General features: G+C 63.5%; 16 protein-coding genes. 3 read left to right on the top strand and 13 right to left on the bottom strand.

The window, feature by feature from the left end; translation table 11 throughout:
• Positions 1 to 45 precede the first annotated feature (45 nt).
• From ACVWWJ_RS11850 to ACVWWJ_RS11810, 9 genes are all read right to left on the bottom strand, one after another.
• Positions 46 to 354 carry a hypothetical protein gene (locus ACVWWJ_RS11850; RefSeq protein WP_456967985.1) on the bottom strand — a complete coding sequence of 103 codons (309 nt, stop codon included), beginning with the start codon at positions 352 to 354 and terminating at the stop codon, positions 46 to 48.
• Positions 351 to 1,151, bottom strand: coding sequence for a hypothetical protein (locus ACVWWJ_RS11845; RefSeq protein WP_456967984.1), 801 nt, complete (start codon positions 1,149 to 1,151; stop codon positions 351 to 353). Before ACVWWJ_RS11845 ends, ACVWWJ_RS11850 begins: the two co-directional genes overlap by 4 nt.
• The gene (locus tag ACVWWJ_RS11840; RefSeq protein WP_456967983.1) at positions 1,148 to 1,705 is read right to left on the bottom strand and encodes a c-type cytochrome; all 558 of its coding nucleotides are present in this window, start codon (positions 1,703 to 1,705) and stop codon (positions 1,148 to 1,150) included. Before ACVWWJ_RS11840 ends, ACVWWJ_RS11845 begins: the two co-directional genes overlap by 4 nt.
• Positions 1,702 to 2,229 carry a DUF3341 domain-containing protein gene (locus ACVWWJ_RS11835; RefSeq protein WP_456967981.1) on the bottom strand — a complete coding sequence of 176 codons (528 nt, stop codon included), beginning with the start codon at positions 2,227 to 2,229 and terminating at the stop codon, positions 1,702 to 1,704. The genes ACVWWJ_RS11840 and ACVWWJ_RS11835 overlap by 4 nt, the downstream gene beginning before the upstream one ends.
• Positions 2,226 to 3,545 (bottom strand): NrfD/PsrC family molybdoenzyme membrane anchor subunit, encoded by a 1,320-nt coding sequence (nrfD, locus tag ACVWWJ_RS11830; protein WP_456967980.1) that lies wholly within the window; start codon positions 3,543 to 3,545, stop codon positions 2,226 to 2,228. The genes ACVWWJ_RS11835 and nrfD overlap by 4 nt, the downstream gene beginning before the upstream one ends.
• Positions 3,542 to 6,415 carry a TAT-variant-translocated molybdopterin oxidoreductase gene (locus tag ACVWWJ_RS11825; protein ID WP_456967979.1) on the bottom strand — a complete coding sequence of 958 codons (2,874 nt, stop codon included), beginning with the start codon at positions 6,413 to 6,415 and terminating at the stop codon, positions 3,542 to 3,544. Before ACVWWJ_RS11825 ends, nrfD begins: the two co-directional genes overlap by 4 nt.
• Positions 6,412 to 7,059: a cytochrome c3 family protein gene (locus ACVWWJ_RS11820; protein ID WP_456967978.1), complete on the bottom strand. Its 648-nt coding sequence runs from the start codon at positions 7,057 to 7,059 to the stop codon at positions 6,412 to 6,414. Before ACVWWJ_RS11820 ends, ACVWWJ_RS11825 begins: the two co-directional genes overlap by 4 nt.
• 95 nt (positions 7,060 to 7,154) lie before the next feature.
• Complete coding sequence (locus ACVWWJ_RS11815; protein WP_456967976.1) at positions 7,155 to 8,360, bottom strand: GAF domain-containing sensor histidine kinase; 1,206 nt, start codon at positions 8,358 to 8,360, stop codon at positions 7,155 to 7,157.
• Between the two features lie 88 nt (positions 8,361 to 8,448).
• Complete coding sequence (locus tag ACVWWJ_RS11810) at positions 8,449 to 9,336, bottom strand: manganese catalase family protein (protein WP_456967974.1); 888 nt, start codon at positions 9,334 to 9,336, stop codon at positions 8,449 to 8,451.
• 222 nt (positions 9,337 to 9,558) lie between these two features.
• Between ACVWWJ_RS11810 and ACVWWJ_RS11805 the strand changes: the two genes are divergently transcribed.
• The gene (locus ACVWWJ_RS11805) at positions 9,559 to 10,056 is read left to right on the top strand and encodes a YciE/YciF ferroxidase family protein (RefSeq protein ID WP_456967972.1); all 498 of its coding nucleotides are present in this window, start codon (positions 9,559 to 9,561) and stop codon (positions 10,054 to 10,056) included.
• 364 nt (positions 10,057 to 10,420) lie between these two features.
• On the opposite strand, the gene ACVWWJ_RS11800 is transcribed toward ACVWWJ_RS11805, so the two are convergent.
• Complete coding sequence (locus ACVWWJ_RS11800) at positions 10,421 to 11,464, bottom strand: hypothetical protein (protein ID WP_456967971.1); 1,044 nt, start codon at positions 11,462 to 11,464, stop codon at positions 10,421 to 10,423.
• Between the two features lie 213 nt (positions 11,465 to 11,677).
• On the opposite strand from ACVWWJ_RS11800, the gene ACVWWJ_RS11795 reads away from it, so the two are divergent.
• Positions 11,678 to 12,655 carry an NAD(P)/FAD-dependent oxidoreductase gene (locus ACVWWJ_RS11795; protein WP_456967969.1) on the top strand — a complete coding sequence of 326 codons (978 nt, stop codon included), beginning with the start codon at positions 11,678 to 11,680 and terminating at the stop codon, positions 12,653 to 12,655.
• A 97-nt stretch (positions 12,656 to 12,752) separates the two neighbouring features.
• On the opposite strand, the gene ACVWWJ_RS11790 is transcribed toward ACVWWJ_RS11795, so the two are convergent.
• A complete protein-coding gene (locus ACVWWJ_RS11790; protein WP_456967968.1) occupies positions 12,753 to 13,787 on the bottom strand; it encodes an alpha/beta fold hydrolase in 1,035 nt (344 codons plus the stop codon).
• A gap of 67 nt (positions 13,788 to 13,854) precedes the next feature.
• Between ACVWWJ_RS11790 and ACVWWJ_RS11785 the strand changes: the two genes are divergently transcribed.
• Positions 13,855 to 14,598: a hypothetical protein gene (locus ACVWWJ_RS11785; RefSeq protein ID WP_456967967.1), complete on the top strand. Its 744-nt coding sequence runs from the start codon at positions 13,855 to 13,857 to the stop codon at positions 14,596 to 14,598.
• A gap of 9 nt (positions 14,599 to 14,607) precedes the next feature.
• Here ACVWWJ_RS11785 and ACVWWJ_RS11780 read toward each other — a convergent pair whose 3' ends face one another.
• Together ACVWWJ_RS11780 and ACVWWJ_RS11775 are read right to left on the bottom strand one after the other, a co-directional pair.
• Positions 14,608 to 14,979, bottom strand: a complete 372-nt coding sequence (locus ACVWWJ_RS11780) for a response regulator transcription factor (RefSeq protein ID WP_159891838.1) — start codon at positions 14,977 to 14,979, stop codon at positions 14,608 to 14,610.
• 147 nt (positions 14,980 to 15,126) lie between these two features.
• Positions 15,127 to 16,086: an alpha/beta fold hydrolase gene (locus ACVWWJ_RS11775; RefSeq protein ID WP_456969699.1), complete on the bottom strand. Its 960-nt coding sequence runs from the start codon at positions 16,084 to 16,086 to the stop codon at positions 15,127 to 15,129.
• Between the last annotated feature and the right edge of the window lie 119 nt (positions 16,087 to 16,205).

The raw sequence follows: 16,205 nt of genomic DNA, 5'->3' as shown, positions 1-16,205 counted from the left end.
CAGCGGACAGGAGGAGAGCGACCGTGGCGCAAAAAGTCCCCAGGCTCACTGTTCGTTCTCCTTGGCCATCAGTTGCATTGCCCTCGCTACCGGAATGCGCGCTACGCGGTGATCAGCGTCGACCCAGCCCCATATTTCGGTGTTCCTTTGCTCCTTGCTGAAGGTGTCAAGATCGTTGGAAGGCGTTACCTGGAGTCGGGGTTGCGCGGGGTAGTGCGCCACGTTTGCATCAGGCACGATCCATTGCCGATCCAGCAACATGCATACGGCAAGCACCATGAACGCAAAGGCCGCCAGGACGCTGCCGGCCACGATCAGGGTGCGTGAGGCGAGGTTCTGCGGCTCGTGGCTCATGGCACGACCATCCAGGCAATGTGACAGGCCTGGCCGAACAGCATCGACGCCGCCGCGACACGCAGCACGCCCGGCCGGCTGCGTGTTTCCCGGGCGAGCAGCAAGCCCACCGGCACGAGCAGGTGCAGCACGATCATCGCTACGGCAACCATGGCCCAGCGACCTTCGGTCCGCGGCAGATACCAAGCGGTTTCGTAGGGCAGGTCGGCCATCCAGGCGGTGAGATAGTCCACCCCGACGAGGTAGCTCCATCCAAGGCAAAGCGCGATGAGCAGTGATCCGAAGTCCCTCCGTGTCCCGTCATCGGCGCGGTCGGCGTTCGAGATTACCGATACCGCGAAGGCGACGATCAACTGGCCGAGGGCGAGCACCAGGCCGAGTGCCGACGATCGCCATGCCGGCGTCAGCGAGGCGATCCAGTCAGTGGCGAAGACGCCGGCTGTGAATAGCCAAAGGATCAGGCTTGCGGCGGGCGCGCGTCGCGACAGCCACCAGCCAACCGCCCACGCGAGGAAGCAACCCATCGCGCGGCCAGTCAGGAAGGGATAGTTCAGGTACCAGTGGCGCGATGCCTCCACGGGCTCGCGCATCCACGGGAAGACATGCGCGGCGCCAATAAGCAGGGGCAGGCCCATCATGGCCGCCAGTGGAAGCAGTGAGCGCATGCGCTGCATCGAGGGGGCGATGGGCTCGTACCACGCACCGCCGGTCAGGCGGTGGATAGCCTGCCATGCGATGGCCCCTGCGCTTGCGCCCAGCAGCAGAAGCCACGCGACGATCCACGCACGGGCGATCATGGCTGGCTCCGCGACATCGGTACGGCGTGAAGTCGCGCGATGTCTTCCGGTTCGAGGCGATCGATCGGCGCATTGCGGCTGAATTGCAGCGCACGGATGTAAGCGATGATGGCCTGGCGGTCCGCTGGCGTCACACGGTCCGCATAAGGAAACATCACGCCCCAACCATGGGTGATCACGTCATAGAGATGCTCGTCGGTGGACGCCCGGAGACGCGCATCGTGGTAGCTCGGCGGTGCGGGAAAACCCCTGCGTACGACCATGCCGTCACCATCGCCGCCGGCGCCGTGGCACGGCGCGCAGTAAATCGCGTACCGCTGCTGGCCTCGCTGCAGCAACGCCAGCGTGAGTGCCTGACGTGCGGGACGCGCCTCGGGGTCTGTGATGGCAACGGCGCCGTCGGGCGGGGTTCGCGTTGAGACGTCGTCCGTAAAAAGCGGGGCTTCGCCGCCGCGCTTGTAACGCGGTTGGTCGTACATGTCGTGCATGCCGCGCTCGCAGCCGCCGGCGGCTATGCCCAGCGCACACGCGACCAGGACTCGGTAGGGCTTCATGCGGCGACCTCCGCATGGCGAAGGGGCTCCTGAGCCGCTGCGTCGGCAAGTGCCCGATGTTGCTCCCACTGCGGATCGTCGGCGCGGATGAGCAGCAAGAAGCCGTCGCGGCTGGCCACGTCGAACCAGTCCACGTTGAACACGGGCCGATACAGAGCCGGAAGACCACTTTTCCAGAGAAAGCCGATGAAGCCGGCCAGTACTGCGGCGAGGATGGCCATTTCCAGTGCGGCGGGCGCGAAGGCAGGCCAGCTTGCCGCGGGCCTGCCCCCGGCGTTGATAGGGTAGTCAACCACGGCGGCGTAGTACTCCATGGCTAGGGTGGCGACGCCTCCGGCCAGCCCCGCGACAACCATGGTCAGCGGCAGCCGGCGCGGTGCCCTGCCGATTCGTCCTGCGAGCCCGTCGATCTCATAGGGCGTGAACGCTTGCAGGCGCGTGTAGCCTCGTTCGCGGAGGTCGTCTACGGCAGCGAGCAAGGCTACGGTGTCGGCGAACTGCATGAGGCGACCGTGCACCTTCATGGCGACACGCTCTCGCCGGATGCCGCCTGTTTGCGCAACTCCGCAACAGGCATTATCGGTAGCACGCGAACGAACAGCAGGAAGAGCAGGGCGAACAGTCCGACCGATCCCGCCAGGAAGGAAAAATCCCAGAACGTCGGATAAAACATGCCCCAGCTGGATGGCAAGAAGTCGCGGTACAGGCTGGTCACGATCAGCATGAAGCGTTCCAGCCACATCCCAGCGAGTACGACCAGGGCGATCACCATGAGCGCAAGCGGGTTCAGGCGTACCTTTCTCCACCAGAGGGCCTGAATAGCGACGCTGTTGCACGCGATGGTGCTCCAGAATACCCATGCGTAAGCACCCGTCATGCGGTTGCGTACCATTGCGATTTCATCGGGATCACCGCCGTAAAAGGCCGTGAACACTTCGGCGGCATAGCCGTATGTCACGACCCAACCCACGGCGAGCAGCAACCTCGCGACCTTCTCCAGGTGGTCCGCCGTGAGGAGGCCTTCCAGTGCATACGCTTTGCGCAGGGGAATGCCGATGACCAGAACCATGGCGGTACCCGAGAGCAGGGCGCCGGCGACGAAGAAAGGCGGGAAGATCGTCGAGTGCCAGCCCGGAAGGAGGCCCTCGGAAAAATCCAGGGCGACCATGCTGTGCACGGAGAACACCAACGGCACGGCGAGCGCGGCAAGGCACCGGGTGAGCGTGGCGTGCCGTGACCACTCCTGCGCGTCTCCGGTCCAGCCCATGGCAAGGAGGCCGTAGACGACCTGCCTGCGACGCGTGGTCGCGCGGTCACGCACGGCGGCGAGGTCGGGGATCAAGCCGGTGTAGAAGTACACGATCGAAACCACGACGTAGGCGGCAATGGCAAAGAAGTCCCAGACCAGCGCGCTACGCCATTGCGGCCACAGGCCCATGCGATCCGGATACGGGGCGAGCCAATAAGCAAACCAGGGCCGTCCCAGGTGCAGCACCGGGAACAGGCCGGAGACGGCCAGGGCGAAAACCGTCATGGCCTCGGCGTAACGGCTGAGCGGCGAACGCCAGTCCTGGCGAGTCAGGTAGAGGGCCGACGAGATGAAGGTGCCCGCCATGCCGATGCCGATCCACCACACATAATCGGTGATGGCAAATCCCCAGGCGACGGGCATGCTGATGCCCCAGATGCCGACACCGCGCTTCAGCAGGACCACCACGGAAACGATAAGTAACGCGGTAAGGGACGCCGCGATAACGACGGCGATTTTCCATGCCTTGCCGCCCGGCCTGTCGAGGACAAGGCCGATGACGATATCGGTCGCGTTACCCGGTCGCGTCATGCACCCTCCCACGCAGGGTTGGGGTTACGCAGCGCCCCGAGGTAGGTCGTTCTCGGGCGGGTATTGAGTTCTTCGAGCAGCACATAGCGTCGCGGTGACCCTTGCGCCAGGGAGGCTGCGCTGTGCGCATCGGCCAGGTTGCCGAAGACGATCGCACGTGCAGGGCAGGCGTCCTGACATGCCGTGGTCACTTCTCCCTCAGCGATGTGCCTCATCTCCCGGTCCGCCACGATGTGCGCCTGCTCGATGCGCTGCACGCAGTAGGTGCACTTTTCCATGACGCCCCTCTGCCGCACCGTGACTTCCGGATTGCGCATGGCCTTCAGGCTTTCGCTTGCGAAGTCCGCGTATTGCAGGAAATTGAAACGCCGCACCTTGTACGGACAGTTGTTCGAGCAGAAGCGGGTACCGATGCAGCGGTTGTAGACCTGCAGGTTCAGGCCTTCGCTGTCGTGCACGGTGGCCTCGACGGGGCACACCACCTCGCAGGGAGCATGTTCGCAATGCATGCAGGGAACCGGCTGGTGGAACGTACTGGGCGCGGCGGCATCCCCGTGGTGGTAGCGGTCCACCCGAATCCAGTGCATCCGCCGGCCTCGAGCGACTTCCTCCTTCCCAACGACGGGGATGTTGTTCTCGGCCTGGCAGGCGACAGTGCAGGCATTGCATCCGACGCAGGCGTTGAGGTCGATGCTCATTCCCCAACTGTACTCACCCGCCGGCTGGTCGGCGTAGAAGCTCGGTGGCGGCGGCGCGCTGCCAGCTTCGGGAGGATGGGCTGGCGTACCGGTGCGGATGATGTCGCGACGGCCCATGTCCTGCTGCAACTGGGTTGACGCGAGCGACTCGCGGGTGCCCGTTGGCACCAGGGTGGCGCCATCGGCTCGCCACGTGTTGTTGCTGGCGAGGAGCGAGTACGCATCGTAACCGAGGCCTTTGGCCAGGCCGGTGCGGAGCCCATAACCGAGCGTGACCGTCACCGTATGCGTTGCTTGCCCTGGCACCGCAAGCACGGGAGCGTTAATGAAACGTCCATCGACGGTGAGACGTGCGACATCACCGTCCGCGAGCCCGCGCGACGCGGCGAGGGCAGGCGATATCAGCACGGCGTTGCCCCAGGTGAGCGAGGTCACGGCGCGGGGCAGTTCCTGAAGCCATCCGTTGTTGGCGTGACGCCCGTCCCACAGGTTCTCATCGGGACGAAAAACGACCTCGAGTTCCTCCCCGGAGCGTTTCGCTTCGGGAATAGCGGGGAGTGCGTCTGGAGTGCGCGTTCCGGCAGCGCGGGCTGTTGTCGGGCCCGGATCCGTGATGACGCCGCTACGCAGCGCCTCGTTCCACATCTCGTCGTCGGCCAGCGAGGGCCACGTCGCCCGGACACGCGCGCGTGGTTCGTCGCCGCCGCCGCCGCCGCCCAGAAGAAGATCGACCACGTCGTGGGCAGAGCGTGCATCCGCCAGCGGCCTGAGTACGGGCTGCACGATGCTCGCCGTGCCATCGCTCGCGATGAGATCCGACCACGTCTCGAATGGATGCAACGCGGGCAGGTGCCATTGCGCGAGCGTTGCAGTCTCGTCGCGATACCGGCCGAGGTGAACGGTTTTTCGGACGCGTCGCATGGCGTCGGCAAAGCGGAGGCCCGCCGCGGCGGTGTAAGCCGGATTGCTCTCGAGGATGACGAGCGTGTCCACGTGGCCTGCGTGCATGTCTGCGATCAGGTCCGTGAACTCGTCTGTCGCTGTGATGGTTGCCGCCGTTTCATGGACCGTATGACCGAGATTGCCCAGGCGCTCGTTGATCGCGCGGACGGTCGCATGGGCGGAAGACGGTAGCCACGGGCCAGCGAGGACCATGGAGCGGCCGGAGTGAGCCAGAAGATCAGCCGCCATGATGTCTATCCGGCCCTTTGACGGAAAGGTACCTCCAGGGGCGTTCCCGTGCGGGGCGGCGCAACCCAGCGCTGCTGCGAGGGATTCGACGATGGCGGGGATATCCCGGGCTTCGACCGGCCACGTGTGGTCGGCGTTGCGACCGGTGAGGGAGGGCGTGGGTTCGATGGCATAGAGGCGGCTCATCGTCGACGCATCCGAACGCCGTGCGGCGTAGTCGCGCGCATGGCGGACGTGGCCGGGCAGGGTGCCCAGGGGATCGGCGTCGAAGACGACGATGACGTCGGCTTGCCTGAAGTCCGGCAGCAGGGGCATCGCCGTGCCAGCGGCCGGCTCATGGCTATGCCAGCGCGCCTTCGGGTAGCGAGTCAGCACGGCGTCACGCTGACGGGCTAACGTCGGCGAACGAAGTGTGTTGGACAACACGCGCAGGCCTTCACCGCCGTTCGCATGGCGCACTCGAATGTCGTCGGCTTCGGTCTCGAACCCGGCCCAACTGGAAGGGACGCCGGCGTGCCGCGGTGCGTTTGATCGGGCAGGGTCCCACAGGTCGAGGATGGCCGCCTGCATACGGGCATCGCTCCCGCCGGGCGATGCTGGGTGCCGCGGGTTGCCGTCGACCTTGATCGGACGTCCATCCCGCAAATCGACGAGGACGCCGACCACATCGCCCCCTGTGTCGAGTGCCGTCGCGTAGCGTGCCCGCGACGCGCTCTGCCGTGCGCGCGCGCCCACTTCGGGAACGATATGGTCCGGCGGTGGTCCGGAGCAGCCTGCCAGCCCGGCGAAGGCCAGTGATGCCGCAAGCAGGCGGAGAAAGCCACGTCGGTCCATCGACGGCTCCATCTCGGCAAGTGCGGGCCACGCGGCGATGGCAAGTGCCCGACGTGCGGGGTCATCGACAAGTTCGTCCAGCGCGCGCCAGAAGCGTGGCGAATGCGAAGGCGGCAACGACGCGCGCAGTGTGTCGAGGCCAGTCATCGGTGGCAGACCGAGCAATCGGTGAGACGTTGCCTGTCGATGCCGTATGCCTCGACCAGGTGCATGCCGAGCGTGTTGTCGTCAGGCGAGCGCTCGGTCATGGCAAAGACCTGCTCGCGAGGTCGGACGAACTGCTCCGGATGGCGATGGCACGCCAGGCACCATTTCATGCTTAACGGTGCAACGCGGCGCATGAGCGGCATGCGGTCGACCTGTCCGTGACAAGACTCGCATCCCACACCCTTGGCGACGTGGATGGAATGGTCGAAGTAGACGAAATCGGGAAGCTGGTTGACGCGCTTCCAGTGCAGCGGCACGCCGGTTTTCCAGCTTTCCATGAGCGGAGCAAGCGCTGGCTGGTCCGTAAAAAGTTGCGAGTGGCAGGTCAGGCAGGTCGAGACGGGGGGCATGCCAGCGAAGGCATCGGTCTCTACGGTCGTGTGGCAATAGCGGCAGTCGAGGCCAACCTCACCAACATGATGTTTGTGACTGAAGGGCACGGGCTGCTCCACCGCTTCATTCTGGCTGTCGGGCTCGGCGGTGACGGTACGCCACACGGCGACCGCTGCGATGGCAAGGACGATCGCAACGATCAGTGCCAGCTTCGCGTAGAGGCCCGAGCGCGGGTGGAATATCTGAGCCATCTCCCCTCGGCGAAAAGCGCAATCAACCAAACGCTATCGACCGCGCCGTCGGCGGCCCGTGAAGTGGATTACAGGACTCGCGCGACCACGTGGAACTACTGAGCGATGTGCGGCAGCCGGAGCATGAAGGTGGTCCCGGCTTCCCGGCTCGACGTCACCGAGAGCGACCCGCCGTGGCCCTTAGCAATCTCCGAGGCAATGTAGAGCCCAAGGCCGAGACCTGGCCGCGGGTTTTCACTGTTCGGGCGGACAAAGGGCTCGAAGAGCCGTCCGATGATGTGGGGCGGGATGGGTTCGCCCTGGTTGGTGACCCGGATTTCGACCCCCGCGCCATTGGCTTCGGCGTCCACCTCGATCGCTTCGGTGGGGTCGCCATGGACGACGGCGTTGTTGACCAGATTCGCCAGTAGCTGTCGCAGACGCTTGCTGTCGAACCGGACCCGTTGTGTGAGGTCCATTCGGCACACGATTTTGCAGTGCGGCTGTCCGGCAGCCACTTCGTCCACCGTTTCCTGGACGACCCGGGCAAGGTCATCCCGGTCAGCGAGTGCGACGGGCAGCCCTCCGCCCAACCGACCACGGGCAAAGTCCATGACGTCGTCGATCAGCCCCGACATACGCGTGACGCTGCGCGAGAGGTGCTCGACGAGACGTTGGCCACGTTCCGTTTCCTGGAGATCGCCCAGCTGCTCGGCGATCAGTCTTGCGCCCTGCAGGGGACTGCGCAGGTCGTGGCCGACTACCGCCAGGAACTGTTCGCGGAGAACGCCTGTGTCCAGTTCGGCCTTGAGCGCGGATTCGGCGTCCAGGGCGCGGGCTTCGAAACTGAGGTGAGAGGCCAGTAGCGAGGCGAACAGGGTGAGGGTATCCACCACCGTACCTTCGTCGAAATCCCGGGGCTCCGAATCGATCGCACACAGGGACCCAAAGAACGCGCCGTCTTCTGTGATGATCGGCACCGAGACGTAGCTCTCGAGCCCGTAAATACGTGGCGTGTGATGCGTGGAATACACCGGATGACGGCTGGCGTGCCCGAAGATCACTGGCTGATGGTGCACCCGGATCTCGTCGCAAATGGTCGTGTCGAGCATCAGCTCAGCGCCCGGTTTCAGGCCAAAGTCGAGCTTATCCAGGACAGCACAGGCGGCCCAACGCTCATCCGTGACCCGGGCTATCGCCGCGAAGCGCATGCCGGTGATCCGGCATACGGTCTCCAGCACTTTCGGGACGATGCTGATGCGCGTGATGGCATCCACCGACTCCGGAATGCTCTGAGGGAACCGAGTGGTGGGGATGAACATGCGGTGGAGTTTAACACCCGGCTCGGGTATCGGCTCCGGGCTCTCCACCGCGTCTTCACATAGTCGGTAGAGGCATGGCGCCCGCCGCTTAACCCTTGGGTTCTTGCTTCAAAACGCCGAGGTCAGCGCCGGTGACAGGGTCGCGCGAGGGGTCAGAGGCGCCGCGCGTCGCGAACAGGCCGACTACTGCCTCATCGTCGCTGGCGAGTGCGACCGACGCCGTGCCGTCACCGTCATCCAGTGGCGTGTTCTCGTCCGACGGCACCATGACCTGCCATTGCTCGCCGCTGTTCCACGGACCTCGCATGTCGCCTTCGCCCGGCGACGTGTTGACATAAAGGTTGGTAAAGCGTGGATCACCCGGCAGCTTGCCTGGCGGGAAACTCTTGTCCATCGAGTAAAGCGCTTTCTCGAAAGACTTCTGGTGCGCGATTTCGCGTGTCATCAGGAACGTCAGGGCGTCTTTGACGCCGACATCCTCCGTCACGTTGATAAGCCGCTCGTAGACGATTTTTGCCCTGGCCTCCGCGGCGATGTTCGAACGGAGGTCTGCCGTCGGCTCGCCGATCGAGTCGACATAAGCGCCGCTGAAAGGCACGCCTGCCGAGTTGATCAGAGCAGGGCCGCCGCCGAACAGTACTTGCGTCACGTGCGAGTCGTTGCCGGCACCCTGCAATGAGCGGAACAGGTCCGCTTCTGAATCGACCGCCTCGGCCAGACGACCCTTGGCACCGCGGTTGAGCATCGCAACGAGGGATCCGATGACTTCCAGGTGGCTGAGTTCTTCCGTGGCGATGTCGAGCAGCATGTCCTTGCGGCCCATGTCCTCTTCGGCCAGCGCTTGCGTGAAGTAGCGCATCGCCGCCGCGAGCTCGCCTTGCGGTCCGCCAAATTGCTCGAGTAGCAGGTTGGCAAGGCCGGGATTGGTCTCGGAAACACGTACGGTGTACTGGAGTCGCTTGTTGTGACTGAACATGTGCTGGCACCTGGGGGTAGGCTGGCGGGAGTGGCCATCCTTGATGTCGGCGCGTGTTCAAAGGGGGCGGCGCGCGTGAGGGCACCGCGACTTTCGTCAAAGGCACACGCCCGGGTTGGCAACGAGTCGTCAATGAACAGGGGTGACGGCTTCCTCACCTGGTGTTGCCACGGCCGCGTCCGTGTGAGGGCCAACGTTGTGGCTCCCTGATGGAGAAACGGTATGTCAGTCACTACTCTCGAAGAGCTCTTTATTCATGAGCTTTCAGACATCTACAGCGCTGAGAAACAGCTAACCAAAGCACTGCCAAAACTCGCACGCGCATCGTCGTCGCCCGCACTGGCAGAGGCGTTCACATCGCACCTCGAAGAGACGCAGGGCCAGGTCGAGAGAATTGACGAGATCGTCGAAGTGCTCGGCATCAAGCTCAAACGGATGAAGTGCGCAGCGATGGAAGGGCTCGTGGAAGAGGGCAAGGAAGTGATCGACGAAATCGAGAAGGGCCCACTGCGCGACGTCGCCCTCATCGGCGGAGGGAACAAGGTCGAGCATTACGAGATTGCCTCCTACGGCACCCTCGCAGCCCTCGCCAAGCAGCTCGGTTACATGAAGGCCGTGCCGCTTCTCCTTGCGACGCTCAAGGAGGAAAAAGCAGCAGACGAAAAGTTGACCCTGCTATCTGAGCAGGTAGGCAAGCAGAAAGTCGCCGAGAAGGCCTGACGAGCGTTTGGGTGCCCCCGGCGTTGATGCCGATAGCCGTACGGTGAGCGGGATTCGCTCACCGTTTTTTTTGCACGCCCCACGAGCCATCCTGGCTCTCGACCTTGACTATCGCCGTCCCGCCAGCCGCCTCACTCATGCGCGCGTACTGGGTCGCAGCTGCCATCGCCTCGGCTTCGGTCTCGAATTCACGCCCGGGTCTGTCGTGCGTGACGACTCGCCAGGGTGCTCGATTTGTCGCTGGCGGTGAAACGTAGATAGTCACTGCCTTTGTCATGGTGCAGTCCCCCACGATTAGTTCAAAGGAATCAAGTAAAACAAGCGGTCAAGCATCAGGAGCGCATCCATGCGCTCCTGGGAACGGTCATACCCGACGGGTCGGGACCGATCGGTCATCCACCACAACGACATACCGGCGACCCGCAAGTGCGCCGCCAAGCGCCGCGGCCATCGCACCGAGAATCAAGGCAATGGCGCTGCCCAACGCGGCTTTTGCGGCAGCCTTCGCGGCAGCGTCGGCGGCCTCGCGGGCTTTCACTTCGGCGTCAGCCTTGGCCTGGGCGATCTTCGCCTTGGTCTGCTGGTACTGCGTGATCCACGTATCCACACGCTGCTCAGCTTCCTGCTGGGAAACGCCGGTGCGCGCAACGACGACATTGACCAGAGCCTGCTTATCGGCCTGCTGCACGGTGTCGTTGCCCGACGCGATGATGCGCTGGGCCACGGCCTGCACATCTTCTCCGGTGTCGCCGTTGCCCTGGTTCTGCGCGGCATTGTTGAGCTGATTGGCCGCACTGTTGGCTTGCTGCTTGACGGCGTCGGGCTGCAGGGCCGGCTTCCCGGTCTGCGCCATCAACTGCTGGGCCTGGCCCTTCAGCGAGTCCATCGTGATGCCGCTGTCCTGCAGCTGCTTCTTTGCAGCATCGGCCATGGGTCCTGCGGCGGCGGCAATACCCGTCCCTGCGGCAGTAGCGGCAGCGCCTGCGGCGGTGGCGCCACCCTTGACGATCGAGGTCAGCGCCGAGGCGACCAGGTAAGCGCCCAGCAGGCTGGCCAGGCCCCACGCCACGAGGCCGTGGAGCATGGCGTCCGTGCGGCCCGGTGCGCCCGCCAGGTGGCCAGCTACCCAGCCACCCGTGAACAGTGCCAGCACGCTGCTGACAGCCCACCAGACAGCGGCCCCGATGCCGATGCTCGAGGCATCCGGCGAGTCATGAGCGACGGGGTCGGCGGTGGTGAAGCCGATTCCCGCGCCGATAAGGCTGAGAACAAGCTGGATGACGATCGCCATGATGACGCCCGCGAAAATGGACCCCCAGGAGATGCGACGGAAGAACGGCGATTCCCGCCCTGCGATATCGGTATGGACCGGCCTGTCAAAGCCGGTTTCGGTGCGTATGGTGTTCATGGTTTTTCCCTGAGGTGTGCGAATTGCGGGTGCACCTTGTCTTGCGACCTGTGAGCGCGCTGTGTGGGGCGCGTGTCGTCAGGCATCGCTTCGGATCGGGCAGAAACCAGTCGGTATGGTCGCCCGACGGTTTGTCGAGACGAATTCACACGCGTTAGCTGCCGCTTTGATTTATTCCCCGGCAAGATGCCGCCCGCCTCGGAGGGAGCAGACATGAATGCTGTTGTGCGCAGGGCAATGAGGCGCCAGGTCGCGGGAACTCAGATCGCTCAGCCCTACGACTGTGTCGTGATAGGCGCGGGTCCTGCCGGGCTTACGGCTGCTACTTACCTTGCACGCTACCGTCGCCGCGTTCTCGTCATTGATGCGGGAGAGTCCCGGGCCCGATGGATTCCCATTAGTCACAACTGTCCGGGCTTCCCGTTCGGGGTCGGCGGTCGAGAGCTGCTGGGGCAGTTCCGTAAACAAGCCGAGCAACACGAGGTCCCGTTCAAGGCGGGCACGGTTACGGATATAAGTCGGTCAAACGGGCTCTTCGTCGTCAATGCGGCAGATTTCGCTGTTACGGCTCGCACCGTTCTGATTAGCACCGGCATCAAGGACCGGCTACCAGAGGCCATCGGGATTGATGACGCGATTGCTTCCGGCGCCTTGCGACTTTGCGCCGTGTGCGACGGGTATGAAGCCCGCGACGAGGCGATCGGTGTTTACGCGCCTGTGCCGGAGGGCCTCCGTCATGCCCGGTTTCTGCGAACCTTCTCCGGGCGCGTTTCCGTCCTGAGTCGTGACGATGGCGCGCCCTCCGTAGCGGACCGTGGTCTCGCGCAAGCGATGGGTGTCGCGCTGCATCACGGAGTGCGCTCGCTGACCTTTTCCAGCGAGGGCTGTGCGGCGGAAACCGCCGACGGCCGGATTCATCGGTTTGATACGATCTACCCCGTCATGGGATGCGATGCCGGCACCGGGCCGCTAGCCGGCCTCGATGTGCAAACCGACGCAGCCGGAAAACTTATCGTTGATGATTCGATGGAAACGAACTTAGCGGGGTTGTTCGCGGCGGGAGACGTCGTCGCAGGCCTCAACCAGATCAGCGTGGCGGTCGGCCATGCAGCCATTGCGGCGACAGCGATTCATCATCGCCTTCCTGCTAATTTTTGGTCGATACGTTCCTCAGTAGGAGCCGTTACGTAGCGATCCTTCGATCGCAACCTCAAATCACCGATGCGCTGCTCCCTCTACTTCACGTCTGGCACCGGAGGCTGTTTGAAACATCCATAAACAGTGTCCGTTATCCCCGGGCTTCCTTCTGTCGCCGAGCTGTGAGCCACTCGCGGATAGCCTCGATGTGCTCTTCCTTGCGCTCCAGCGGCAGCCAATGACCAGCGGGCAGGTTTGTCACGGTCAGGTCTGAGCAAGCTTTCCGCATCGCGTCGCCCATGTGGTTTCCGTTGATGCTGCAAATGCCATCCCAGTCGCCATTGACGAACAGCACCGGCAGCGAGAGGTGGCCACCGTGGGGTGCCTTGTGAGCATAGGCGATGTTCGCCTCATCGTTCATGTACCACGCGCTGGGTGGACGGAAGCCATGTGTCTGGAAGGACTGCACCAGTACGTCGAAGTCCGCTGGCGGCCAGAGAGCCGGGTCAGGTTGCGTGGGCGGAGCGCGGTGTGCGGCACCGAAGCGCCCTCCGTTGCGCGTGACCACCGCGGTTGGCCAGACCTTGCCGATGGCATCGGGGTCACCGGGTCGGTAGATCGACGCGAGGCTCGCCGCGAGATCCGCATCGAGGTCGTCGACGGCCGCTTCGAAGTGCGTCGTGTAGTAGCGGTAATAATCCCATTGCCCATCCGGATACTCGTCGACCGGGTAAATCGTCCGGTCGACCATCGGTACGAGCGTGGGCAGGGCGTTAGCGTCGGGAAAATAAGCCACGGAGGTCAGTACCGCACCACGAACGCGTTCTGGCTCGTGCGAAGCCAACGCACCGGCCACGACACTGCCCCAGTCGTGGCCAACCCAGATCGCCGGCTCGCCACCAAGCTGGTCATGGAGCTCGACCATGTCTGCAACGACTTCCTCAGTGGTGTAGGCGTCGTTGCGTGCGGGCGCTGACGAGCCGCCGTAGCCGCGCAGGTCGGGAGCGACACAGTGCCAGCCGTCGGCGGCGAAGGCCTCCATATGAGCGCGCCACATCAACCCGATGCTCGGCCAGCCGTGAAGGAAAATGATGAGCGGCCCCTCGGCCGGCCCACACTCGACATAATGCGTCGTATGGCGAGGCGAGCTGAAGGTGCGCGAGAGCATCGGTCCGGGGGCTGTCATGTTCGAGTACTCCGGTGGATTCGAAGTATGGTAAACGTACCGAAATCACAGCTTTGTGGATGCGTAGATGGCCCGCCGATGGACGACGTTTCTGCTGATCACCGTATTGGTCTGGCTGTTTGCTCACTCAGTGGCCTTCTTCAGTCACGAGTTCGCCCACACATTCTCGGCCCAAGCCCTCGGGTGGAAGAGCAACCCCTTCGATCTTGACTGGGGTACCGCGTCACCGATGAACCTCGTGCTGCACCAGGAGATCGACGAAAACGTCGATTATCAACCTGTCTTCGACAGTGGGCACGCTATCGACGCTGGCCTGATCGCCCTGGCCGGCACGGCGCTGGGCAACCTGATCGTGAGTCTTGGCATCGGCCTGGGAGTCGTCGCGATCGCCAAAAGGCGAAGGGCGATCGTCCTGGGTTGCTTCGGCTACTGGGTGGCGACCATGAGCGTCGGTAACCTGCTGTCCTATGTGCCACTGCGTGTGTTCACGTCGCACGCGGATATGCATACCGTGGAAATGGGCTTTGGCTGGACACCGATGCAGGTTCTGCTATTCGTGGGGTTGCCTTACCTGGTGGCTCTTCTCTGGTTTTTTCTGAGGTTTCAGCCGAGGACGCTCGCGTGGCTTTTCCCCGATAGCGTTCAGAAGCGTTACGTGATGGTCTTTCTTACGTCCATTACCGTTTTTGGCTTCTTCTGCCTGGGCGGACTCTCCGGTTATGGCGAGACGTCACACTATCTGTCGATGGCGACCATGCTGGTTTTTGCGCCGCTTTCGCTTGTCTTGGGCATGATGCTGAGCAGGCGTTGACTCCGTTGCTCAGCGCGCCTGCATGGCTTCCAAGATGGCAGCCTCAAGTTGCGTCCGGTCGAACGGCTTGACGAGGCGGACCGCAGCGGCTGGCGCGCCATCGATTTTTTCGTTGGGATCCGACAGCATAATGACCACCGCGAGGTCAGGATTTTGGGCTCGAGCCACTTCAAGGTAGGCCCCTGACCGGTCTTCTCCGGGAGCAGGAACCGCTGCGATCAGAAAGTCGACCCTTGCCTGGGCCACCACCAGGTTCGCGGCGCCTGCATGGGTAGAAGCCACCATGACCTCGAAACCCTTCGCATGGAGCGCTTCGGCAAGGGTCCCAGCCAGGCCGGAGCGGGGTTCGATGACCACAGCGAGCGGTTTGGCGTTCGGCATGATGATTCCCGGCACGAAAACGCCGTTTATACGGCAGCCGATGGGAAGGCCGGATGACGGCCCGTTTTGGTGCGTACGATAAGGGCGATGACATCAGCGGGAACCGCGGCGGGTGTATGGCGTGCCGCGAATCCGCCTATAGCCGCCTCAGGCCTTGATGAAGGCGAGGATGTCGTCATTGAGCTCTTCAGCGTGGATCGTCAGCATCCCGTGCGGGTAACCCTTGTAGATCTTCAGCTGCGCCCCCGGAATGAGCTTCGAAGACAGAAGGGCGGCGTCCTTGTACGGAACAATCTGGTCGTCGTCACCGTGCATGACGAGCGTCGGTACCTTGAACTTCTTGAGGTCGTCAGTGAAGTCAGTCTCTGAAAACGCCTTGATGCAGTCGTAGTGCGCCTGGACGCCGCCGCTCATGCCCTGACGCCACCAGTTGTTGACCGTGCCTTCGATAGGCTTCACACCGGGACGATTGAAGCCGTAGAACGGCATCGGAACCTCCCGGTAGAACTGCGCGCGATTGGCGGCAAGCTTGGCCCGCAGGTCGTCGAATACCGAGATGTCGAGTCCACCAGGATTGGATGCGGACTTGACCATCACCGGCGGAACGGCGCTGACGAGGATGGCCTTTGCCACGCGACCTTCGCCGTGCTGCGCAACATAACGGGCAACTTCACCACCGCCGGTCGAATGACCAATGTGGATCGCATCCTTCAAGTCGAGGTGACGGACCAGCTCGGCAACGTCAGACGCATAGGTGTCCATGTCGTTGCCGGTGATCGTCTGGGTCGAACGGCCGTGTCCGCGACGGTCGTAGGCAATGACGCGGAAGCCCTTCGCCAGGAAGAACACCATCTGCGCGTCCCAGTCGTCGGACGACAGCGGCCAGCCATGGTGGAAGAAGATTGGCTGACCCGTACCCCAGTCCTTGTAAAAAAGCTCGACGCCGTCCTTGGTCGTGAATAGCGCCGATTCGGCGTGTCGCTTGCCGGAAGCCGGTTTCGCAGCGGCCGAAGCCTTGGTCACGGCGCCTTCGGCGGCCATGGCGGTACCGGCAACGAGCGAGCCTGCGGCGATCCCGGCCGTGGCGACGAACCTGCGGCGCGACATGGGGTTTGACAGGGATGAATCAAATGAGTCAGACATGTGGCGTCTCCGGATAGTGGTGCTGCCACTATCGGGGATGGCGGGCGAGGGGGATTGGACAGGGTTACCGAACGCATGCGTTG

It is taken from the genome of Luteibacter sp. HA06, assembly GCF_054061215.1.
This window is presented reverse-complemented; position numbering and strand designations above follow the sequence as displayed.

Coding starts and splice junctions, on each gene's coding strand:
- ACVWWJ_RS11850 (WP_456967985.1), bottom strand. CDS start 354: ATGAGCCACGAGCCGCAGAACCTCGCCTCACGCACCCTGATCGTGGCC.
- ACVWWJ_RS11845 (WP_456967984.1), bottom strand. CDS start 1,151: ATGATCGCCCGTGCGTGGATCGTCGCGTGGCTTCTGCTGCTGGGCGCA.
- ACVWWJ_RS11840 (WP_456967983.1), bottom strand. CDS start 1,705: ATGAAGCCCTACCGAGTCCTGGTCGCGTGTGCGCTGGGCATAGCCGCC.
- ACVWWJ_RS11835 (WP_456967981.1), bottom strand. CDS start 2,229: ATGAAGGTGCACGGTCGCCTCATGCAGTTCGCCGACACCGTAGCCTTG.
- nrfD (WP_456967980.1), bottom strand. CDS start 3,545: ATGACGCGACCGGGTAACGCGACCGATATCGTCATCGGCCTTGTCCTC.
- ACVWWJ_RS11825 (WP_456967979.1), bottom strand. CDS start 6,415: ATGACTGGCCTCGACACACTGCGCGCGTCGTTGCCGCCTTCGCATTCG.
- ACVWWJ_RS11820 (WP_456967978.1), bottom strand. CDS start 7,059: ATGGCTCAGATATTCCACCCGCGCTCGGGCCTCTACGCGAAGCTGGCA.
- ACVWWJ_RS11815 (WP_456967976.1), bottom strand. CDS start 8,360: ATGTTCATCCCCACCACTCGGTTCCCTCAGAGCATTCCGGAGTCGGTG.
- ACVWWJ_RS11810 (WP_456967974.1), bottom strand. CDS start 9,336: ATGTTCAGTCACAACAAGCGACTCCAGTACACCGTACGTGTTTCCGAG.
- ACVWWJ_RS11805 (WP_456967972.1), top strand. CDS start 9,559: ATGTCAGTCACTACTCTCGAAGAGCTCTTTATTCATGAGCTTTCAGAC.
- ACVWWJ_RS11800 (WP_456967971.1), bottom strand. CDS start 11,464: ATGAACACCATACGCACCGAAACCGGCTTTGACAGGCCGGTCCATACC.
- ACVWWJ_RS11795 (WP_456967969.1), top strand. CDS start 11,678: ATGAATGCTGTTGTGCGCAGGGCAATGAGGCGCCAGGTCGCGGGAACT.
- ACVWWJ_RS11790 (WP_456967968.1), bottom strand. CDS start 13,787: ATGACAGCCCCCGGACCGATGCTCTCGCGCACCTTCAGCTCGCCTCGC.
- ACVWWJ_RS11785 (WP_456967967.1), top strand. CDS start 13,855: ATGGCCCGCCGATGGACGACGTTTCTGCTGATCACCGTATTGGTCTGG.
- ACVWWJ_RS11780 (WP_159891838.1), bottom strand. CDS start 14,979: ATGCCGAACGCCAAACCGCTCGCTGTGGTCATCGAACCCCGCTCCGGC.
- ACVWWJ_RS11775 (WP_456969699.1), bottom strand. CDS start 16,086: ATGTCGCGCCGCAGGTTCGTCGCCACGGCCGGGATCGCCGCAGGCTCG.